This window comes from Xanthomonas sp. GPE 39, assembly GCF_000963005.1.
GTDB lineage: Bacteria > Pseudomonadota > Gammaproteobacteria > Xanthomonadales > Xanthomonadaceae > Xanthomonas_A.
The window spans coordinates 2,033,119-2,054,273 of the sequence record NZ_JZHZ01000007.1; the positions used below are offsets into that span (position 1 = coordinate 2,033,119).

Below are 21,155 nucleotides of genomic sequence, written 5' to 3' on the forward strand. Positions count from 1 at the left end.
ACCAAAGTTCCAAAGAGACCCCATGAAACAACGAACGCTCGCCACGCCGCTGACCTGGAACAAGCCATTGCTGCACCAGCACCTGCAAGGTGTGATGGACCTGGAACTGTGGACCATCCCCTACTACCTAACCGTGCTTTACTCGATCAAGGACATCAGTTCGGCCCCCTACCGGCTGATCCAGTCGGCGGTATACCAGGAAATGCTGCATGTACAACTGGTCAGCAACATCGCCAATGCCTACGGCTATTCACCAACGCTGACCATACCTGTCTATCAAGGCACTGAGGTCCCGCATCTGGACTTCAACTTAGACACGCCCAACCCTACCGAGGAATTCAACCCATATAGCGCCGAACTGGGGCCGCTGGACACGACGCGCATCAACACCATGTGCCTGATCGAATATCCGCAATGGCTGACAGAACGCGAGCCGGACCTGTCCGACACACAACAGAAATACGGTTCGATCGGCGAGTTCTACGCTGCACTGCGCAACGGCATGGCGGAACTTCGCCAGCATGTGCAGGGCGGCGTGCGCCAAATGGACGAGTTCGGCCCGTTCTACCAGAAAGCCGGCAACCTGACAGTGAGCGAATATGGCGACGCCGGCTTTCGTCAGGCACTGACCCTGACCGACATCATCATGGATCAGGGCGAAGGCCAGACTGAGGCAAACGAAACCGTGACCGCGCCATACCAGAGCACCGCCGACAGCTTCCACAACGATTGGTCGCACTTCCAGAAGTTCGACTACGTGCGCTGCTTGCCACAATGTCCAGACACCTATAGCGGGCAAGCCAACCCCGCAAAAGATACGCCGGGATATGCGGCACAGCAGATACTGATCCGAGATTTCGCTTCGTTCCTTGGGACATTGAATGGAATTTTCCGCGGCGAACAGATCCCCCCCGCATTCGGCGTGCAAATGGCAAAACTCGGCGGCGATGTGCTGTCGTGCTGGCAGCACAACGCAATCCCACGTTTTTCCTAAGAGGCGCCTATGTCGATATCCAAGGCAGTGTTTCGCATCCATCCGGCGTTCGGCATCGCGCGGGTAGGCAACAGCGAAGAGTTTTATCTCGGACCGGAAACGATGGCGGGCCTGCCGATCCCCGAAGGGATCGACACCGGCAATCCGCATGTCAGCGGCGGCCTGCCGATCAAGCCGGATACCGAGGCCGAGGTCATCTCCAGCAACGATCTGCGCGACCGCAGCGGCCGCATGAAGCGGCAGGCAGCGCGGTTCCGCATTTATCACTATCCATCCGGCAGCAGCGACAACTATCCCAGTGGCGCCGGCACCGAAGTGGTCGTGGGCACGAAAGTGGGCAAAAAACGGGTGCGCGATATCGTCTGGACCGTGCACCTTGCCAACAAGAAAGCCAACGCGCACGTACTCAATGACGAGCTCGGCATAGCGGTCTACGAATCGGCCAACGCCGCGCAGCTACGCCTGCGCAATGCCGCCGAGGGCAGCGATCCGAACAACGCCGCGCGCCTGAAGAAGCTTGTGATCGATCCCGGTCCGCGGGCCATTCGTGGCACACAATCGGAGGGTGTGCATCTGGACAAGGCGACCGTCGCCAGCTATGCAGATGCCGACACGACCATCCGGCCGATCCCCTACTACCCCAAATCGTTTCCGGACGATGGGTTCGCCAAGCTCTATACCCCCACCGGCAAGATCGAGACACTGGGCGAGCTGCGCACCGACGCGCGGGGCCGCCTGCTGGTGTTGCCGGGCTTTGGTCGCGCCTGCAGTTGGCTGCAAGCGGACGGTAAGCCGTTCCCGTTGCTCAGCGGCGTGATCGCCCCGAACGAATATGGCGACGTCAATGCCGACGGCTGGTTCGACGACACCGGCGACGGCCCGGTCTCGGCGCTGATCGTGTTCGATGACGACAGCATTGCCGAGGTGGTGCCGGCCTGGGCCATCACCACCGATCCAAGCTACGCCCCCCAGGCACTGAACGTGGTGAGCCTGTGGGACGACATCTACGACACCTGGGTCAGGCGCATGAAATTAGTGCCGTCTCTGTTCAAGAATCGCTTCGACTCCAAGTTCCGGCCATCGTTCGCAGATCACTTGCAACCGATCTTCCGCGCGCCGGCACTGCAACGCTGGAATAGCAACCTGCCGCAGCGGGCGATCGCCGCACACGACGCCGTCGGCGCGATCAGCGCGCACAACGCACCGGCCGAGACGATCATGAATGGGCTGGCCTACGTGCGCGATCCAAACCCAGCGGCGCAATCGAACATCGGCGCACCGTTCATGCCCTTGGCGATGGGTGACGTTGGCAAAGCATTCCTGACGGTGACGCGGACCCAATACTTTTTCCTCAGCCAGTGGAACCGCGGCGAGTTCGAGGCCGAGGCACAGATCGAATTCGGGCCTGGCGAGTACCTGGACCGCGCAGTGATGGTCAACTGCCAGGGCGGAAGCTTCGCTCCCGGCATCGAGATGACTTTCGTCGTGCGCGATCCGGCGCTCTACCGCGCCGACTGGCAAAGCAGCGGCTGCGGTCCATTCCGAATCCGAGGACGTGCGATGGACTACGCCAGCGTGCAATACGGCCAGCCATTTCTGAGCGTTGGCTATATCCCCTACCAACCCGGTCCGGATGGCATCGACCCCGCGCCGCTGGAGCCAGGCGACCTCTCCAAGTTTATGTCGGTTCCTTGGCAAACCGACTACAACGCCTGCGCGACGTTCACTGCCGACCCGAATCCGGACAACAGCACCACACTTTACTGGGCCTGGCCAGCACAGCGCCCATTCACCGTGCATGTGGCCACCGATGTCAGGGACGGCAAGCCAGGCCCGCAACGCTATTCCATTCGCGGTGCGGGCACCACATCCGACGATCTGAGTAACGCTGGCCGCTTCCAAAACCATATCGACATGGTGAACAACTGGCACCGCATTGGCTTCGTCATCCAGGGCAGCGCGATCGCCGGCGATATTCGCTACAGCCCGGACATGTACCTGGAAGTGGCCAGTCAACTGGACGAACCGGAGATCGCGCCCTGGCCAATGAATTCCAACAGCGCGGACACTTGAAGCATGAATACCCACTGCGACGTGGCAGTGATCGGCGCAGGACCAGCGGGATGTGCGGCGGCCATCGCGTTGCGCCGTGCCGGCGTCGGCAGCGTGGTGCTGATCGATGCAGGCGACGGCCAGCACCCGCGTTACGGCGAGAGCCTGCCGCCAGCGACCGGCCTGCTGCTGCATGCGCTGGGCGTGGCCGATACCTTCGCGGCGCTGGACATGCGCAGATGCATCGGCAACGCCTCGTCATGGGGCGCGCAAACGTTGGGCTACAACGACTTCCTGTTCGATCCACACGGGCCCGGTTGGCAGGTGGATCGCCGCGATTTCGATGCGTTCCTGCTGCAACAGGCGCGCAGCGGCGGTACCAGCGTGCGCTTGCATACCCGCCTGGAGAGTGCCTCCGACGCGGACCCGGATGGCCTGCGACTGCACTTGCGCTCGCACGGTGCGGCACTGACCACGCTGCATGCCCGTTTCGCCGTCGATGCCAGCGGCCAACGCGCACGGCTGGCACAGGCGCTGGGTGCCGAACGCGTCACCGGTGATCGCTTGGTCTGCCTTGCCGCGCTGTTGCCGGTGGACACCACGAGTAGGCTCGGGCAACGCTCGCTGCTCGAAGCAGTCGACTATGGCTGGTGGTATACGGCACCGCTGACGTCCGGCGAAGCCATCGTCGTCCTCGCCACCGATGCGGCGGTCCTGCGCGAACAGCGTCTGCAAGAACCCGCGCGATGGTCGGTGCAGTTGGCACAAACCCACCATATCGGTGCCACCGTCGGCTGGATGCGCAGGGCACCACCAGACTGTCTGTCCACGCGCCAAGCGCGCTCTGCACGATTGAGCCACTGCAGTGGAGCGCGCTGGCTGGCGATCGGCGATGCGGCCTCCAGCTACGATCCACTGTCCTCGCAAGGCGTGCACAAGGCATTGGCCGATGCGGTCGCAGCCGCTCCGCGCATTTGCGCCGTGCTCGAACGGCACCAGGACACTGCGGTAATGGAACAGGCACAGCAGATGCTGGCGCGTTTCGAAGGCTACCAGCGCATGCGCGAGCATTTCTATCGACAGGAAGCACGCTGGCCGGATGCGCCATTCTGGCGCCGGCGCCGTGCCGCGCAAATACCTGCCCCGCCCCCCACGGACCATTACCCTATGAAAACCCGCCGCATGAATGTATCGCTTTGACACATCATCAATACACCACAATACCCACGGCATATGTTCATGCTGGGACAACGCTGCAACTGAGCCACATGCCGATGTTCGGCAAGCAGGATCACATCACTAGCAATTGATGCTACAGGTCGGCCTTGATTCGGATGCGATGCAACGCTGACGGGCTGACAAAGCCGACCATCGGCAACAGACATTACTGTGCAATAACAGCGGTCCGGACAGCTTCAGAGTACTCGACGGTAACCAGACCAGCGACAGCGGCCTTGCCGCCGAAGACATGTTGGTCGCGTCGCCGGTCATCCGGTCTCGCTGCAAGCCCTGAGCTGGGTCGCAACCCAGGAGCCGATCCGGATCACCCATTTGCGCCAGTTGTGGGAGTTCCGCGAGATCGATGGCAAGGCCAAGATCGGCTGCATGCTATGGAACAGCAGCGTCGGCTGAACAACGCTGCCCGTCCGCGCGATGCGCAAGCTCGCCCGGATGCACGGCGTCAGGAACGCCGACGCGTGCAACTGGTCAGTGAGCCGGCATTGCCAGTTGCACCTGAGCACTGCCGACCTTGTTGCGCGGGTCGCTGGCGGCACCGAGCTCGTTGCGGTGTTTGTCCCATTCCACTGTCTGCAGATTGCCCCAGACATGGCTGGAACCCCGCCCATCCTTGGCACTGTCACCAGGCAGTTTGAGCGGATGGCCCATCGCCTTCAGCCCCTGCACGGTCGCCGCATCGAAGGCGTTACTCTCGGCCTCGATCACGTCCGGCAACCACTGGTGGTGGTAGCGCGGCAGCGCGGCGACCTGTTGCGGATCCAGGCCGTCGTCGTAGCCGAGGATGCCGAGCAGGACCATGGTGATGATGCGACTGCCGCCCGGGGTACCGAGTACGATCGCCTTGTCCGCGTTCTCCATGAAGGTCGGCGTCATCGAACTGAGCGGGCGCTTGCCCGGTTTGGGGGCATTGGCCGCATAGCCCATCACCCCGAACACGTTGGGCGTGCCCGGGCGCAGCGCGAAGTCGTCCATTTCGTCGTTGAGCAACACGCCGGTGCCCTTGGGAATCAGCCCGGAGCCATACAACAGATTGACCGTCTGAGTGGCGCCGACGCGATTACCTTCGCGGTCGATGATCGAAAAATGCGTGGTCTCATCGTCTTCCAGCGGAGTCGGCTGACCCGATAGCAAGTCACTAGGCGTGGCCTTGTCCGGGTTGATGGTCGAGCGCAGGCCGACCGCATAGTCCTTGCTCAGCAAGACCCGCTGCGGCACCACGGTGAAATCCGGGTCGCCCAGGAAGAAGGTGCGGTCGCGGTAGGCACGGCGCATCGCTTCCACCGTCAGATGAACCCGGTGCACCGGGTCCATCGCCTTGAGGTCGTAGCCCTCCAGGATCTGCAGCATGCTGGCCAGGGCAATCCCACCGGAAGACGGCGGCGGCGCCGTGGTAATAGTCCAGCCCTTGTAGTCGAAGCGAATCGGCGTGCGCTCTTTGACCCTATAGCTGGCCAACTCGTCAGCGGTCCAGCGGCCACCGGCCTGCTTGACCCCGGCCAACAGCTTCTTGGCGGTGACGCCACGATAAAAACCGTCCAAGCCCTTGTCGGCCAGCAACTGCAAGGTGACGGCCAGTTCCGGCTGCTTGAACAGATCGCCCTCGGCAATCGGTCGGCCATGGCGTAGATAGACCTCGCGCGTGCCCGGATAACGTTCCATCACCTTGCGCCGGGCCTGATAGCCCTCGGCCATACGCGCGTACACCGGGAAGCCCTCCCTGGCGATGCGGATTGCTGGCGCCAGCGACTGCCGCAGCGGCAGCCGACCATGCCGGGTCGCCAACTCCACCAGCGCCGCCGGCAGGCCGGGAATACCAGCGGACCATGGGCCGTTGACCGAGCGGTCGTGGTCCAGTGCGCCCTTGGCGTCGAGGAATTTGTCCGGCGTCGCCGATTCTGGCGCGACTTCGCGCGCATCCAGCATCGTGTCCTGGCCCGTGCTGGCATCGTGGAGGAGAAAGAAACCGCCACCACCGAGACCGGAACTGATCGGCTCGACCACAGACAGCGTCGAGGACACCGCCACCGCCGCATCGAAGGCATTGCCGCCCTCGCGCAGGATCTGCAGGCCCGCCTCGGTGGCGAGGTGGTGGCCGCTGGCAATCGCGTCACCGGGCGGATGCACCACCGGCGCAGTGGCGCTCGCGGCGCGCGGCGCCTGCGCCCACGCCGATGGCATCAGCATCCCAGCAAGCAACAAAACACGAAGAACATGACGCTTCATGCGCAACTCTCGTTATCTTGCGGATACAGCTCGGGGTTCTCGCGGCGCAAGCGCGCCAGCTTGGCCAGCAACTGCGGATGGGTTTCCGGCACCGCAGGATCCGGATCGATACACTCCACCGGGCACACCACCACGCACTGCGGTTCATCGAAATGACCGACGCATTCGGTGCAACGAGCCGGATCGATCACGTAGATCGTCTCGCCCATGGAGATGGCCTGATTTGGGCAGGCCGGTTCGCAAACGTCGCAGTTGACGCAGAGCGCGTTGATCTTGAGGGACATAGTGCGCCATCGGACCGTGACCGGAGCATCTTACCGGATCGCAACGGCACGGCCATGCGCTACCCCTAATAACTGTGCCATGGCGCGTGTGCTATGACGCGAACCCCGCCATGGCGGCACCGCAGGCGATGACGGCAGACAACCCGCGCAATCGCGCACAGAGCAGGCGCGGCTGACCCACCGTTGCTGGCCTGCGCCGCCGCCCGTTGCGGGCGATGACGCCGCCGACGCGCGCAACGCGCGCCGGCGATGCCCGGCTTACTTGGCCTCGACGAAGATGTAATCGGCGCCGGTCGGCTTCACCACTGCCTCGACACGGGCATTATCCGCCGGGGCACCGATATAGACCACGCGCACGCCCTTCATGCTGTTCGGCTCGACCTTGGCGAAGACCGCGGCGATCAGGTCGGCCATCTTGGACGATGCAGAGGAGCCAAACGCCAGCATGTTCCCCGACTGAATACCGCGACCAATGGCGGTGGTGGCGCTTTCGACCTGACGATCGTACTTGGCCTGGAACTCGGCATCGGACTCTGGCGGCAAGTAGTACAGGAACGGGCTGTTGGTGACGTTGCCCATGTTCTGGATCGCCACTTCCTGCAGATATTTTTTCCAACCGGCATCGTCGTCCTTGGCCGGGGCGGTCAGCGCCGGTTGCGCATCGGCGACCGGCTTAGCCGCCTCTTCCTTTTTGCAGGCGCTCACGCCCAGGGCCAACGAAACAATCAACAACGCGCGTGCGGTGGTCTTCATGGAACGGTTTCCTCTGTGTAGTCGATGAATGAGGGGCGGCTTAGCCCTGCGCCACGGTCTGGCGGGCCTGAACCAGCGCCTGCACCACCGACGGCGGCACGAAGCCGGAGACGTCCCCGCCCAAGCGCGAAATCTCGCGCACCAGCGAGGACGAGATGAAACTATGTTGCTCGGCCGGGGTGAGGAACAGCGTCTCCACCTCCGGGATCAGATGCCGGTTCATGCTCGCCATCTGGAACTCGTACTCGAAATCGGACACCGCGCGCAAACCGCGCAGCAGAACCCCGCCACCGACCGAACGCACGAAATGCGCCAGCAGCGTATCGAAGCCGATCACCTCCACGTTGCGATGTCCGGCCAGCGCCTCGCGGGCCAGGGCCACGCGCAATTCCAGCGACAGGGTCGGCCCCTTGGACGGACTCTGCGCCACGCCGACCACCACCTGCTCAAACAGCGGCGCGGCCCGGTTGACCAGATCGATGTGCCCGTTGGTGATCGGATCGAAGGTGCCGGGATAGACGGCGATGCGGCTATGGGCCACGGTCATGCGTTGGATACCGCGTGAAAGTCGCCGGCCAGTGTAGCAGCGGTACGTCGGTACAGGGCAGCGCGGACCTCGCGGCTACCACCCTGGCGGTATAACGCCCAGCCGACCGGTAGTGCCGGCACTTGCCCGGCGGGCGATTCCAAGTACAGCCAGGCATCGGGCGCCAGCCGCGCCGGCAAACGCTGCAACGCCGCTTCCCACAAACCCGCAGTGAAAGGCGGATCGACGAAAGCAATGTCAACAGACGCATCGCCATCGTGCTCGGCCAGCCAGCGCAGCGCATCGCCCTGTACCACCTGCACCTGCGACTGCGCCTGCAATCTGGCGACGGTGGCGCGCAACTGCGCCGCCTGCGCCGGGTCGCGCTCGACCAGGCAAGCGCTGTGTGCGCCGCGCGACACCGCCTCTAGCCCCAGCGCGCCACTGCCGGCGAACAGGTCCAACACGCGCGCCCCCGGCAACATCGGCTGCAACCAATTGAACAGCGTCTCGCGGACCCGGTCGGAGGTCGGGCGCAGCCCGGCCAAGTCCGGCACCGGCAAGCGCGTATTGCGCCAACGCCCGCCGATGATGCGCACCTGCCCCGCGCCGGGCCGGTTCATCGGCAGCCTCGCGCAGATTGGACAGCAATAAGAAACAGGCGCGGGGTCGGCATCGACGGCAAACCGTGCGGAACGGAGCCGGGATGATAGACCAGCACGCTTGTCTGGCCTATGCGTGGCACACGGCTTGAAGCAGGCCCCTGCCGCCACCATGTCCGCTGGCAGAGCCGCGCGCCCCTGCGCACGGCCATCCGTCCTCCATGGAGCACTTACCGATGAGCGTGGAAACCCAAAAAGAAACCCTGGGCTTTCAGACCGAGGTCAAACAACTGCTGCAGTTGATGATCCATTCGTTGTATTCCAACAAGGAGATCTTCCTGCGCGAGCTGATCTCCAATGCCTCCGACGCGGCCGACAAACTGCGCTTCGAGGCGCTGGTCAAGCCAGAACTGCTGGACGGCGATGCGCAACTGCGGATCCGCATCGGCTTCGACAAGGACGCCGGCACCGTCACCATCGACGACAACGGCATTGGCATGAGTCGCGAGGAGATCGTCGCGCACCTGGGCACCATCGCCAAATCCGGCACCTCCGATTTCCTCAAGCACCTGTCCGGCGATCAGAAGAAGGATTCGCACCTGATCGGCCAGTTCGGTGTCGGTTTCTACAGCGCTTTCATCGTCGCCGATCAAGTGGACGTGTACAGCCGCCGTGCCGGGCTGCCGGCCAGCGACGGCGTGCACTGGTCCTCGCGTGGCGAAGGCGAGTTCGAAGTCGCCACCATCGACAAGCCCGAGCGCGGTACCCGCATCGTGCTGCACTTGAAGGACGAAGAGAAAGGCTTCGCCGATGGCTGGAAATTGCGCAGCATCGTGCGCAAGTATTCCGACCACATCGCCCTGCCGATCGAACTGACCAAGGAACACTACGGCGAGGACAAGGACAAGCCGGAAACCCCCGAGTGGGAAACCGTCAATCGCGCCAGCGCGCTGTGGACGCGGCCGCGCAACGAGATCAAGGACGAGGAATATCAGGAACTGTACAAGCACATTGCCCACGACCACGAGAACCCGGTGGCGTGGAGCCATAACAAGGTCGAAGGCAAACTGGAGTACACCTCGCTGCTGTACCTGCCCGGCCGCGCCCCGTTCGACCTGTACCAGCGCGATGCCTCGCGCGGGCTCAAACTGTACGTGCAGCGCGTCTTCATCATGGACCAGGCCGAGCAGTTCCTGCCGCTGTATCTGCGTTTCATCAAGGGCATCGTCGATTCCAGCGACCTGTCGCTGAACGTATCGCGTGAAATCCTGCAATCGGGCCCCGTGATCGACTCGATGAAGTCGGCGCTGACCAAGCGCGCACTGGACATGCTGGAGAAGCTGGCCAAGGACGATACCGAACGCTATCAAGGCGTGTGGAAGAACTTCGGCCAGGTGCTGAAGGAAGGCCCGGCGCAGGACTTTAGCAACCGCGAAAAGATCGCCGGCCTACTGCGTTTCGCATCCACCCACAGCAGCGACGACACTCAGAACGTGTCCCTGGCCGACTACGTGGCGCGGATGAAGGAGGGCCAGGACAAGCTGTACTACTTGACCGGCGAAAGCTATGCGCAGATCAAGGACAGCCCACACCTGGAAGTGTTCCGCAAGAAGGGCATCGAAGTGCTCCTGCTCACCGACCGCATCGACGAGTGGCTGATGAGCTATCTCACCGAGTTCGACGGCAAATCCTTCGTCGATGTGGCGCGTGGCGACCTGGACCTGGGCCAGCTCGACAGCGAAGAAGAAAAGCAGGCGCAGGAAGAAGCGGCCAAGGCCAAGCAAGGGTTGGCCGAGCGCATCCAGCAGGTACTCAAGGACGAGGTCGCCGAGGTGCGGGTCTCGCACCGATTGACCGATTCACCGGCAATTCTCGCCATCGGCCAGGGCGATATGGGCCTGCAGATGCGGCAGATCCTGGAAGCCAGCGGGCAGAAGCTGCCGGAGAGCAAGCCGGTGTTCGAATTCAACCCCGCGCATCCGCTGATCGAGAAGCTGGATGCGGAACCGGATGTCGATCGCTTCGGTGATCTGGCCCGGGTGCTGTTCGATCAGGCGGCGCTGGCCGCTGGCGATAGTCTCAAGGACCCCGCCGCCTACGTGCGCCGGCTCAACAAGTTGTTGCTGGAATTGTCGGCGTAAGCGGTGGCGGGCCCGCATCGCTACGCCATGCGGGCCACAATGCACTGACGCTGAGAACGCAAGCGGAAACGAAAAAAGGGCCTGCGGGCCCTTTTTTCGTCCATCCTCGGCATCGACATCGGCTTGCAGCATGCGAGCAACACTGCAATGCGCCGCAGTCACGCCGCATTAGCAGCGCGAGCGCTAACGGCCACGCCGGCACCAGTCTAAAACTTCTCCGACCTAGAACTTCAGCGTCGCCCGCGCCCAGTAGTAACGTCCGATCAAATCGTAGGTCGCCACATCGGTGTTGGCATTGACGACGTTGTTGGCGTAATACAGCGGCGGCTGTCGGTCGGTCAGGTTGTCCACCCCCACTTCGAAACGGGTGTGCCACGGCTTGACCTGATAGCCGACCTGCACGCTGTGATAGACATAAGCGCCGATATCGCGCACGACATTGGGCTGGCCGACATCGGCCGACAATCCCTGACGCGCGTCGGCACTACCGATCTCGGTAGGACCGACATAACGCATGCGCCACGTCGCGCTCCAGTCACCCAAATTCCAGCTCAACGTGCCGAGGCCACGCCAGCGCGGGAAATTGCCGTAAGCGTAGGTGTACTTGCCGGCGTTGTGGATGGTGACAGTGTCGGGATCGGCGGTATTGGGATTGATATCGTAGCGAATCACATAGGTGCCGTTGAGGCTGGCGTTGAAGCTCCCCCAGGCAGTCTGCGGCAAGCGATAATTCAAGCTGAAATCGGCACCGCTAGCCCACAGCTTGCCGAGATTCACCGTCGGCTCGGCGATGTAGTTGACCGTGCCGTTGTCGTTACGATGAATCAGCGAGCAGAATGGGCTGGCGTCGTTGGCGTAGCACTGATTCAACACCGTCTGCGCCGATACTCCGGTGATGGTGTCCTTCAAGTTGATCTTCCACAGATCCGCACTGAGCGACAGGCCATCCACCCAACCCGGATCGTAGACCATGCCGAAATCGTAGGATTTGCCCGTCTCCGGTTTCAGCCGGTAACCCGCCACCACCGCGCCGGAGGCCTTGGCGGAGACCTGATTGTTCTCCTGCTGATAACTGCCGTCAGTGGGCACATGGGCACAGGCCGCCGCGTGGCCGCCGCGGTAGCCGTCGCACGGATCGTTGACCGACGGGGCGTCGCCGACCACACCGGAATACAGCTCACCGATGTTGGGAGCACGGAACACCTGCGAGACCGTGCCGCGCAGCAACAGGTTCTCGATCGGGCGGTACTCCAACGCCAATTTGCTGTTGGTCTTGCTGCCGACGGTGTCGTAATCGGAAAAGCGACTGCCGACGGTCAAGTTCAACGAATGCACGCCATGCAGCCCGGCCAGCAGCGGGAACAACGCCTCGGCATACGCTTCTTTGACGCTGAAACTGCCACCGAGCACGCTGGCGCAGTATTCGAGCACACCGCAGATGCCATTCTCGTCGCCCGTCCATAGTGGATCGGCAGCGGTCGAGGTACTTTCCTTGCGGTAGGTGACACCGGCCGCCAGGCTCACCGCGCCGGCCGGCAGATCGAACACGTTGCCGTTGACGTTGGCTTCGAACTGTTTGACCGTGTACACACTGGTCACGGTCGGATTGACTTGCAAGGCCCGCAACGCGGCCTGGTTGGCTGGGTTGTTGAGGTTGAACACATCGACCGGGGTACAGCCGGCGATCACCGCACCGGCGCTGCCGCATTTGACCGTGCCGTCGCGATCCAGGAACGATGGCCCGACCGCCGCATTGAAACCGGCGTAGCTCAGGAAGCCCTCATTGATCGACTTCTGCTTGACCTTGCCGTAATTGACGCTGGCATCCCACTGCCAGGAACTGTCGCCGAAGCTACCACGCAGGCCAGGGCTGATCTGAAAATTATAGGTGTTGTACGCATAACGGCGGTTGCCCAGCATCGTGGCGCGGGTATTGAAACTACTGTAGGAATTGCCGGTACTGCGGTCGGTGCCGAAATCGATCCCGAACGGGTTGTAGTAACTGTTCGCCGAAACCAGGAAGTTGTCGCCGTTGGCGAAGAGCGGGATCGGCGCGATGACCGAGGCCGAGGTGGTCTTGCTGAAGTACGTGTTGAGGTAGCCTTCCAGGTGATCGTCGAAACGGAACGTACCGATCACGAAAGCATTGGTGCGCTTCTGCGGCGTCTGCAACAGGTTGTACGGTTGATAATTATAGGAATCGGTGGAAGCGACGTAGCAGTGATACTGACTGGGATCGGTCGGGCTGCTGCTGCCGCCGTTGAAAGTCACCCGAGAACAGCCATTGCGGGCCGCCAGCGCCTTGGCCGCAGGCGAGCCATCGTTGAAGCTGACGGTGCCGGTGGGAGTGGCCGAGGACCCTTGCTTGACCGACTTGCCGTCGATCAGCGACAGCGCGTTCCTGGAGTAAGGACGCTCGCCGGCAGAGACCGGATCGATGTCGTGATAGGACAGCCCCGCGACGAGACTGCTGCGCTCACCGGTCTTGCCCGCTGTGAGCGAAAAATTACGTCTGTTGCCATCGCCGCGCGCACTGGTACCGAAGTCACTACTGAATTCGACACCATCAAAGCCCTTGCGCAGAATGAAGTTGACCACACCACCAATCGCATCCGAACCGTACACCGCCGAAGCGCCGTCGCTGAGCACTTCCACCCGCTCGATCATCGTGGCGGGAATCGCGTTGACATCGTTATTGGCCAAACGCGTGCCATTCACCAGAATCAGCGTGCGCTTTTCGCCGAGACCGCGCAACGACACCACGGATGCACCAGTACCACCACCATTGTTGGTATTGGGATTGGTCGCGTTGCCGGCGATTGACGGCAGCTCCTGCACCAGATCGCCAAGCGTGGCCTTACCGGTCGCCTCGATCTGCGCGCGATTGATCGTCACCACCGGATTGGCGGTTTCCGCATCGACCCGGCGCAAGCGCGAGCCGGTCACCACAACGCTATCCAGGGTCTGCGGTGCACCATCGGCAGGGGCCTGTTGTGCTTGCGCCGACCACGCACTGCCTAACGCAGAAGCGACGGCAATCGCCAATGCCAACGGCGATACGGCATGGCGATGAGAAGATGCGCATGGTGGCGGAAACGGCATGAAAACTCTCCTTGGGCAATGACAAAGCAAAACAGCATTCAAAAAACGCAGGCCGAACGACACCACGCCAGCGCGGAGCCGACGTACCGACCTGCAACGAATGGCACCTTGGCGGTGCCGGGGACGCTACGGCGAGTTCAGTCCGTCCAATGGCCGCATGACGCAATACAAAATCCATATCGCGCAGATCCATGCACCTGCATGCAAAACGAACAAGACCAGCGCGTCGCAATCCCGAGTGCAGTTGGATTCACTGACAAAATCCGGGATAAAATCTTCATAATCTGGTCACAATTTGCACCGGATCGTATATTCGCGTCTTGTCGCAATTAGCGGTTTCGCATGCGGAATAACGCATGGTCGCGGTGACGCGACACGCTAGCGGCAATCACCGGACGGCATGGCGCAAGGTATTGGCTCAGAGCAGAGGCAGCAGCCATCTATCGCTCAATCCAAACGCACGCCCAATATGCACGTGCATACGCGGCGTCGTGGACGCCACGCATGCAACAGCGCATCGTCTTACTGCCGATTCAATGCGTGGCGTACAGCCGGTGGCGGCGACAGCCGCAGTAACACCACGCCATGCGCGGCAACCTGCACGCTGCGGAGTTGATGCGCCGGGTGCGTCTGGCCGTGCCATACATCGCGCCAACGACGGCCCCGCAATACGGTTCCCGCGTCCTGCGCGGTCAACGCCACCCGGTGCGGCTGCGCATCGCGATTGAACACCCCCAGGGCAATACCGCCATCGGCCAATGGCTTGCGCCAGATTTCGATTGCGCCGTCCTTGCGTATCGCCCTGCCCTGCACGCCCAGCGCATCCTGGTCGATGGCCAGCACCTCGCGGTTGCGCAATAACGCCAATGTGGCCGGGGTCATCTGGCGCAGGTCGTTGCCCAGCAGCAACGGTGCTGCCGACATGGCCCACAACGCCAGATGGGTGCGATATTCGTCCTCGCTCATGCCACCGTTACCGACCTCAAGCATGTCCGGATCGTTCCAGCCACCAGGCCCGGCATCGGCCGGATCGCCGTTGTGCTCGAAGCCATTGGCGACCATGCTCGCGTAGGTGTCCTTGATGTCGCCGGTGGTGCGCCACAAATGCCCGCCGACCTCGCGCCCCCATTGGCCGACATGATCGCGCCCGTACTCGCACAGGCTATAGACGATGGGTCGCCCGCTGGCGCGCAACGCCTGACCCATCTGCAAATAGGCGCGGCGCACCTGCTGCGGTTCGCGGAAGATGCCCTCACCCGAGCACAGGTCGTATTTGAGATAGTCGATGCCCCAGCCTGCCCAGGTCCGCGCGTCCTGTTCGACGTGGCCGTAGCTGCCCGGATAGCCAGCGCAACTCTTTGGCCCGGGCGAACTGTACAGGCCGAGCTTGAGCCCCTTGCTGTGCACGTAGTCGGCCAACGCGCGCATGTCCGGGAAACGTGCGTTCGGCTGCAGCACACCGTCGCGGTCGCGCTGGCCCTGCCAGCCATCGTCGATGTTGACGTAAAGATAGCCGGCATCGCGCAGGCCCGAGGCGACCATGGCATCGGCGATGCGACGCACGGTGGCGTCGTCGATGTGCTCGGCGAAACGGTTCCAACTATTCCAGCCCAGTGGTGGGGTCCGCGCCAAGCCATCGCTCGGTAACGGGGTATATGCCGGCAGTGGTGCGATTTGGAACGCTAACCGCACCGCGTCGGCTTCACTGCCACGGGTGGCGCGCAGGTCGATCTGTTTGTGCCAGATGCGGCCGACCACGTGCAGTTGGCCATGCTCCAGGGTCGCGGTCCATGGCTGCGCGGACAAGTGCGCATTGCCGTTGTCGATTGCGAACCGGGCCACGGTGCCGTCCAGGCGCAACTGCTGCATCGGCAGATCGCCGTACCAGTCGGTGGTGATGCTGCCCTGCGCCTGACCATCGCGCTGGGCGATGCGCAGATAACGCAGCCCTGGAAACGTCGGCTCCGGCGCGATGACCCACACGCCCTGCAACGGACTGGCCGCCGCCATGGCGGTACCGGCAGTCGGCGCATGCGCGCACCCCGCGCCGGCAAGCGCGCCCAGACCGAACAGGCCACGCCACAACAACCAGCCGGTCGCGCAGATCACGGCGCGTAGGCGCGAGGCGCTCCTCAGGCGGCCCCCAGACACACTACCGTGTACGCAGCGGGCGATCATGTGCGCGCGACCGGGATCAGCCAGCCGCCGAACAGTGGCCCGGCGGTATCGCCATGCTGCGGTTCCAGGCGGAAGGTCAGCATCGCGGCATCGGCGGTCAATGCCGGCGGCAGTGGGTAGTTGCGATCCACGAAATCGATCACCTGTCCGCCTTCCACTTGCACCTCCACGGCCAGCTTGCCGTTCACCAGAATATTGAAACGGCCCTTGTCGCTCCCCCAGAAACGCAGGCGCAGCACCAATGGCTGTTGACTACCGCGCATCTGAAATTCGACAAAACCCTTGCCACGCACATCGCGACATTGCTGGCGACGGTAGGCACCACCGAAGGAGGTATCGCTGCGCAGTTTGTGCGCTTTCTCCGATGCCTCGTCGCCGAACTGGATCATGTCCACCGCAATCGCACGCAGACTATCTTGCTCGGCCTGCTGGCGCGCGCGCCGCGCTGCTTCCTGCGTCCACTGCGCCGGCTGCATGCGCTTGAAGTACAGCGCACTGCGCCGCTCGTACTGGGCATAGAACGGCACGAAGGTCAGTCCTGGCGGCTGCGTGTCGCTGGCGAGGAAATGCCCCGGCTGCGGCAATTCGGCGAAACCGGCCAGCGGATCGGCCGCCGCCACCAACGCCGGATCCGGCGCATCGTAGGGCGTGCCGACCGGCCCGAGATCGGCGGCCAAGGCCAACGGACCGCGCATCACCACCACGGTCTGCGGATCGCCGGCCGCATGTTCCAGCCGCAGCGGCGTGGCCAGTTCCAATTCGATCACATCGCCACTGCGCCAGTCTCGCTCCAACGTCAGATAGCCATCGCTGGGCGTGCGCCGCAGCCGCTTGCCATTGAGACGCAGCGTATAGCGTCCCTGACACCAGGCAGGCACCCGCAACAATAATCGCCGTGGCGCGCGCGCGCCGGCACGCAGCACCTGCAAACGCACTTTGCCGTTTTCGGGCACGCCACTGTCCAGCTCCAGCGACAGATCGCGCTCGCTCCAGTCCAGCCGCGAGGGAATGTACAGGTTGACATACAACGCCGCCTCGTCCTGCCAGTAGATCGCATCGCCGAACTGCGCATGCGCTTCCATGCCGCTGCCGACACAACACCAGAACGAATCGAACTTATCGGAAAACCCACGCTCGCCGCCGCTGATCATCGGCGTCATGTAAGTAAACATGCCGGTAGCCGGATGCTGCGCGGCCATCGTGTGATTGTGCAAGGTGCGCTCGTAGTAGTCGAAATAGCGCGCCTGCGGCGTCCATTGGTACAGATGCCGGGTCAGCTTGAGCATGTTGTAGCTGTTGCAATGCTCGCAGGTCTGCTCGGTGAGGAACCCGGCGATGCTGTCCGGCTCCTGGAAATATTCGCGGTCCGAATTACCGCCGATCACATAGCTGTAGTGCGCGGTCACGGTCTCCCAGAAAAAGCGCGCCGCCGCCGCCGCATCGGCATCGCCGGCGACTTCGAACTGGCGCGCCTCGCCGATAAACTTGGGTACCTGGGTATTGGCGTGGATGTGCGGCAGTACATCGTGCCCGGCGGCCAGCGGGTCGATGATCTTCTCGTGGCGCAGTCGCTTGCCGATCGCAATCCAGCGCTCCTGCCCGGTGCGCGCGCCCAGCTCGATGAAGGATTCGTTGAGTCCACCGAACTCGGTATCCAACAAGGTCTGCATCTGCGCATGGTCGAGCGCGTCGAAGACTCCGGCGAAGTAACCGGCCACCTTCACCAGCACCGTCAGCGCCTGCGCGTTATCGCCCAGGGCATGCGCGTCGAGCAGGCCGGCGAACAGCTTGTGCTGGGTGTACAGCGGCGACCAACTGCCGTTGAGATTGAACTTGCTGCCCTTGATGATGCCGCGACGCACGTCCTCCATCACCGCCTTGCCGCCTTCGATCTTGCCGTTGTCGGTCTTGCGGGTGAAGCCGCCGACATAGCCGTCCGGATCCTTCGCCTGGGCGCGTGCCAGTTCGGCGACGATGTAGTCGATGCGCACACGCAAATCGCCATCGCGGGTCTGCGCATGCATCTTGGACAAGGCGCTGAGGTAATGCCCCAGTGTGTGCCCGGCGATGGTATCGCCCTCCCAGCCGCCGTAGACCGCGCCCTTCGGCGGCAACCCGGCATACTGCAGGAAGTTGTGCAGCAGGCGATCGGGCTCCAGTTCCAGCAGGTAGCGACGGTTGGTCTGCAGCGAATCCAGAAACAGCGACGGTTTGAGCGTGACCTGCCGCAACGGCAGCGCCTGCACCCGCCCGGGGGTGGACGCGGCGGCATCTTGCGGAAAGCGCAGTAATCCGGCCGCCATCGCCAACGCGCTCCATTGCAGGAAGCGACGCCGTGATGGATCCAACGCGGCGCTTGCGGCGTGATCGCGATGACGCCCGAAGGCATCGCCCATTGCGCCATCGCAGCTCCAGGGTGTCTTGCTCATCGCGCGCGCGCTTGCAGACAGGCGAACGAGATACGGCTCAACATCGGCATCTGGAACTCCTCTTGGACGATCACCCGCACGGCACGGATGGGATTGACGCACTTGCCTGTCCGAATGCTCCAGGCACCGCAGCAGCGCCCCACACCGCACCAAGGCATCCGCACACCCCCCGGACTATCCCATCGCCCCCGCACAGTGTCTTGTCGGCGACCGTGGCAATGTATGCGGAAATTTGCATGAATGGGGAACATCGAACGTCTCCGCGCGGCGTCATCGATGCTCGCTGCGCTGGGTGGTGGGCGAACGGTTCCAGTCCGGGGTTGGCGCGTGCTGCAACCAACGCACGAAGAAATCCAGTAAGCGACGCTCGCCATACGCCCCACCGGCACCATGGTCGCCACCGGGGACCAACAGCAAATCGAACTCCTTGCCGGCCTTGACCAGCCGATCGACCACCTGGAAGGTGCTGGCCGGATCGACGTTCTTGTCCATGTCGCCAGTCACCAGCAACAGATGGCCCTGCAACCGCCAGGCGTTGTCGACATTGGACGAGGCCGCGTACCACGGCCCGATTGGCCAGCCCATCCATTGCTCGTTCCACCAGATTTTGTCCATGCGATTGTCATGGCTGCCGGAATTGGCCACGCCGACGCGGTAGAACTCGGGATGGAACAACAGCGCGCCCAACGCATTCTGGCCGCCGGCGGAAGTGCCGAACACGCCGATACCGCCCTGGATCGCATACCAGGGATAACGCGCGGCGACGGCCTGGTGCCACAGAATGCGATCCGGGAAACCGCCATCCTTGAGATTGCGCCAGGCCACATCGTGGAAAGCGCGCGAGCGGTTGTTGGTGCCCATGCCGTCGATCTGCGCGACCGCAAATCCCAGCGCGGTCAGCGCAGGGACCCAGGTGGTGAACGTCTTCGGCACGAACGAGCCCTGCGGCCCGGCATAGATGGCCTCCACCACCGGGTACTTGCGTGCCGGATCCAGCGCTTGCGGACGGTGGATCACGCCCCAGATTTCGGTGCGGCCGTCACGACCAGGCGCATGAAACGGCAACGGCGGCTGCCAGCCGGCGGCAAGCAGGCGGGAAATATCGGCATGCGCGATGGTGCGCACCACCGTGCCGTCTTCGGCATGGCGCAGCACTAACACCGGCGCTTGATCCACACGTGAATACAGGTCCAGCAGCCAGCGTCCGTCCGGCGACGGGAACACCTGGTGGTCGGACGCCTCCGGGGTCAGCGCCACCGGATCGCCACCGTCCAGACCGATGCGATAGGCATGGCGATAGTACGGATCCTCGCCGGGGTTCATCCCCGAGGCGGTGAACCAGAGCTGCCGCGTCGCCGGATCGACACGATCGACCTTGCGCACCACCCACGGCCCGTGTGTGACTTGCCGCACGACACGCGCACTCTTGCCGTCGTACAGGTAAAGGTGTTCCCAACCATCGCGCTCGGAGCCCCACAAAATCTGCTTGCCGTCGTCCAGATCCTGGCGGAAGTGTTTGCCGCCGTTGATGTGGTCGCCACCGAGGTCGGAATAATCGATGAACGTTCGCGAAGTTTCTTCGATCAAGGTGCGCGTGTGACCATTGCCAGCATCCACTTCGATCACCCGGTAAAGCTGATGACCACGCTGGTTGTACTCGAAGGTGATGCTGCGGCCATCGTCGCGCCAGCGCGGCGGTGTAAGCCCGAACGCAGTGGGAAACAACGCGTTGTCGATCTCAATCGCACGCCCGGAGGCAACATCGAAGAGCACCGGACGGATCACAGGCAGCGGGTCGCCAGGTTTGGTGTAGACCTGTTGATGCAACTTCGGTTGCAACTGATCGGCAGGGGCCGATTCGATGTAGTACACCACGTGCGGCGGCGCGGGCGTCACCCGCCAGGCGATCAGCCGACGCGCATCCGGCGACCAGGCAATGCTGTCGGCGGCGTAATAGCTGTCCTTGCCGCCATCGCGGCTGAGCCGGACCTTGCCGCTGCCATCGGCGCGGTCGACCACCAGATTGCCCTGCTCCACCCAGGCGCGCTGACGGCCATCGGCAGACAGCTGCCCGTATTCGGGGCCTTCCTGGCGTGGCGGGGCCATATCGTAGGAATCGGCATCCTCACCACTATCACGCTGAGGTTCACAGCGATACGCATGCAGATCGCAACGCCAATGTGCTGCGGTACCACGCACGAAGGACAGCATGCCATCGGCGCTCATGCTCACCTGGCGCAGTTGCAGATCGTCGGCAGCCACCGTGCCGTCCCCGCCCTGCGTCAGGGCGTCGGCCAACCGCTGCGGATCGAACAGGGGACGTTGCTCGCCGCTGCGCACATCCACCAGCAAATAGTCCTGCCGTGGTGCCTTGCCCGCGCGTATCCGGCCAATGCGGTAGAGAAAGTGCGCGTTATCGACCCAGGCCGGATAGGCGGGCTCCTGATCCACCAGCGCGGCATAGCGTGTGCGCAGCGACTGTGCGTTCTGATAATCGGCTTCACTGGGCGCGCCGGCCGCCGCCGCGTAAAAGGGCATTGCCGCCAATAACAGCATCAAACAGCCACGCACGCCCATGGCAAGCGGCTGCGACGATCGCAATTGCTGCACAGACCTATCTGCAACCAAAGCG

General features: G+C 63.1%; 13 protein-coding genes. 4 read left to right on the plus strand and 9 right to left on the minus strand.

Annotation, left to right across the window (positions count from 1 at the left end; all coding sequences use genetic code 11):
• The first annotated feature begins 22 nt into the window (after window positions 1–22).
• The 3 genes from XALGPE39_RS08605 to XALGPE39_RS08615 are packed head-to-tail and all read left to right on the plus strand — an operon-like array spanning window position 23 to window position 4,246.
• Window positions 23–994, plus strand: a complete 972-nt coding sequence (locus tag XALGPE39_RS08605) for a ferritin-like protein (RefSeq protein WP_045727829.1) — start codon at window positions 23–25, stop codon at window positions 992–994.
• Between the two features lie 9 nt (window positions 995–1,003).
• A complete protein-coding gene (locus XALGPE39_RS08610) occupies window positions 1,004–3,067 on the plus strand; it encodes a LodA/GoxA family CTQ-dependent oxidase (RefSeq protein ID WP_161795334.1) in 2,064 nt (687 codons plus the stop codon).
• A gap of 3 nt (window positions 3,068–3,070) precedes the next feature.
• Window positions 3,071–4,246 (plus strand): FAD-dependent monooxygenase, encoded by a 1,176-nt coding sequence (locus XALGPE39_RS08615; RefSeq protein ID WP_045727830.1) that lies wholly within the window; start codon window positions 3,071–3,073, stop codon window positions 4,244–4,246.
• Between the two features lie 507 nt (window positions 4,247–4,753).
• On the opposite strand, the gene ggt is transcribed toward XALGPE39_RS08615, so the two are convergent.
• The 5 genes from ggt to rsmD all read right to left on the minus strand — a co-directional run bounded on the left by ggt (window position 4,754) and on the right by rsmD (window position 8,694).
• Window positions 4,754–6,508: a gamma-glutamyltransferase gene (gene ggt, locus XALGPE39_RS08620; RefSeq protein ID WP_045727831.1), complete on the minus strand. Its 1,755-nt coding sequence runs from the start codon at window positions 6,506–6,508 to the stop codon at window positions 4,754–4,756.
• Window positions 6,505–6,792: a YfhL family 4Fe-4S dicluster ferredoxin gene (locus XALGPE39_RS08625; protein ID WP_045727832.1), complete on the minus strand. Its 288-nt coding sequence runs from the start codon at window positions 6,790–6,792 to the stop codon at window positions 6,505–6,507. The genes ggt and XALGPE39_RS08625 overlap by 4 nt, the downstream gene beginning before the upstream one ends.
• A gap of 258 nt (window positions 6,793–7,050) precedes the next feature.
• Entirely contained in the window at window positions 7,051–7,545 is a 495-nt protein-coding gene (locus XALGPE39_RS08630; RefSeq protein WP_045727833.1) for a hypothetical protein, read from the minus strand.
• Between the two features lie 40 nt (window positions 7,546–7,585).
• Entirely contained in the window at window positions 7,586–8,092 is a 507-nt protein-coding gene (gene coaD / locus XALGPE39_RS08635) for a pantetheine-phosphate adenylyltransferase (RefSeq protein ID WP_045727834.1), read from the minus strand.
• The gene (gene rsmD / locus XALGPE39_RS08640; protein ID WP_045727835.1) at window positions 8,089–8,694 is read right to left on the minus strand and encodes a 16S rRNA (guanine(966)-N(2))-methyltransferase RsmD; all 606 of its coding nucleotides are present in this window, start codon (window positions 8,692–8,694) and stop codon (window positions 8,089–8,091) included. Before rsmD ends, coaD begins: the two co-directional genes overlap by 4 nt.
• A gap of 215 nt (window positions 8,695–8,909) precedes the next feature.
• On the opposite strand from rsmD, the gene htpG reads away from it, so the two are divergent.
• The gene (gene htpG, locus XALGPE39_RS08645) at window positions 8,910–10,814 is read left to right on the plus strand and encodes a molecular chaperone HtpG (protein WP_045727836.1); all 1,905 of its coding nucleotides are present in this window, start codon (window positions 8,910–8,912) and stop codon (window positions 10,812–10,814) included.
• 222 nt (window positions 10,815–11,036) lie between these two features.
• Here the strand turns inward: htpG and XALGPE39_RS08650 are convergent, their stop codons facing one another.
• The 4 genes from XALGPE39_RS08650 to XALGPE39_RS08665 all read right to left on the minus strand — a co-directional run bounded on the left by XALGPE39_RS08650 (window position 11,037) and on the right by XALGPE39_RS08665 (window position 21,061).
• Window positions 11,037–13,916: a TonB-dependent receptor gene (locus tag XALGPE39_RS08650; protein WP_045727837.1), complete on the minus strand. Its 2,880-nt coding sequence runs from the start codon at window positions 13,914–13,916 to the stop codon at window positions 11,037–11,039.
• A 522-nt stretch (window positions 13,917–14,438) separates the two neighbouring features.
• Window positions 14,439–16,094, minus strand: coding sequence for a glycoside hydrolase family 27 protein (locus XALGPE39_RS08655; RefSeq protein ID WP_082061863.1), 1,656 nt, complete (start codon window positions 16,092–16,094; stop codon window positions 14,439–14,441).
• The gene (locus XALGPE39_RS08660) at window positions 16,091–18,490 is read right to left on the minus strand and encodes a glycoside hydrolase family 127 protein (RefSeq protein ID WP_045727838.1); all 2,400 of its coding nucleotides are present in this window, start codon (window positions 18,488–18,490) and stop codon (window positions 16,091–16,093) included. The genes XALGPE39_RS08655 and XALGPE39_RS08660 overlap by 4 nt, the downstream gene beginning before the upstream one ends.
• Before the next feature lie 303 nt (window positions 18,491–18,793).
• On the minus strand, window positions 18,794–21,061 hold the full coding sequence (locus tag XALGPE39_RS08665; RefSeq protein ID WP_235429775.1) for a S9 family peptidase: 2,268 nt from the start codon (window positions 21,059–21,061) through the stop codon (window positions 18,794–18,796).
• Window positions 21,062–21,155: the final 94 nt, after the last annotated feature.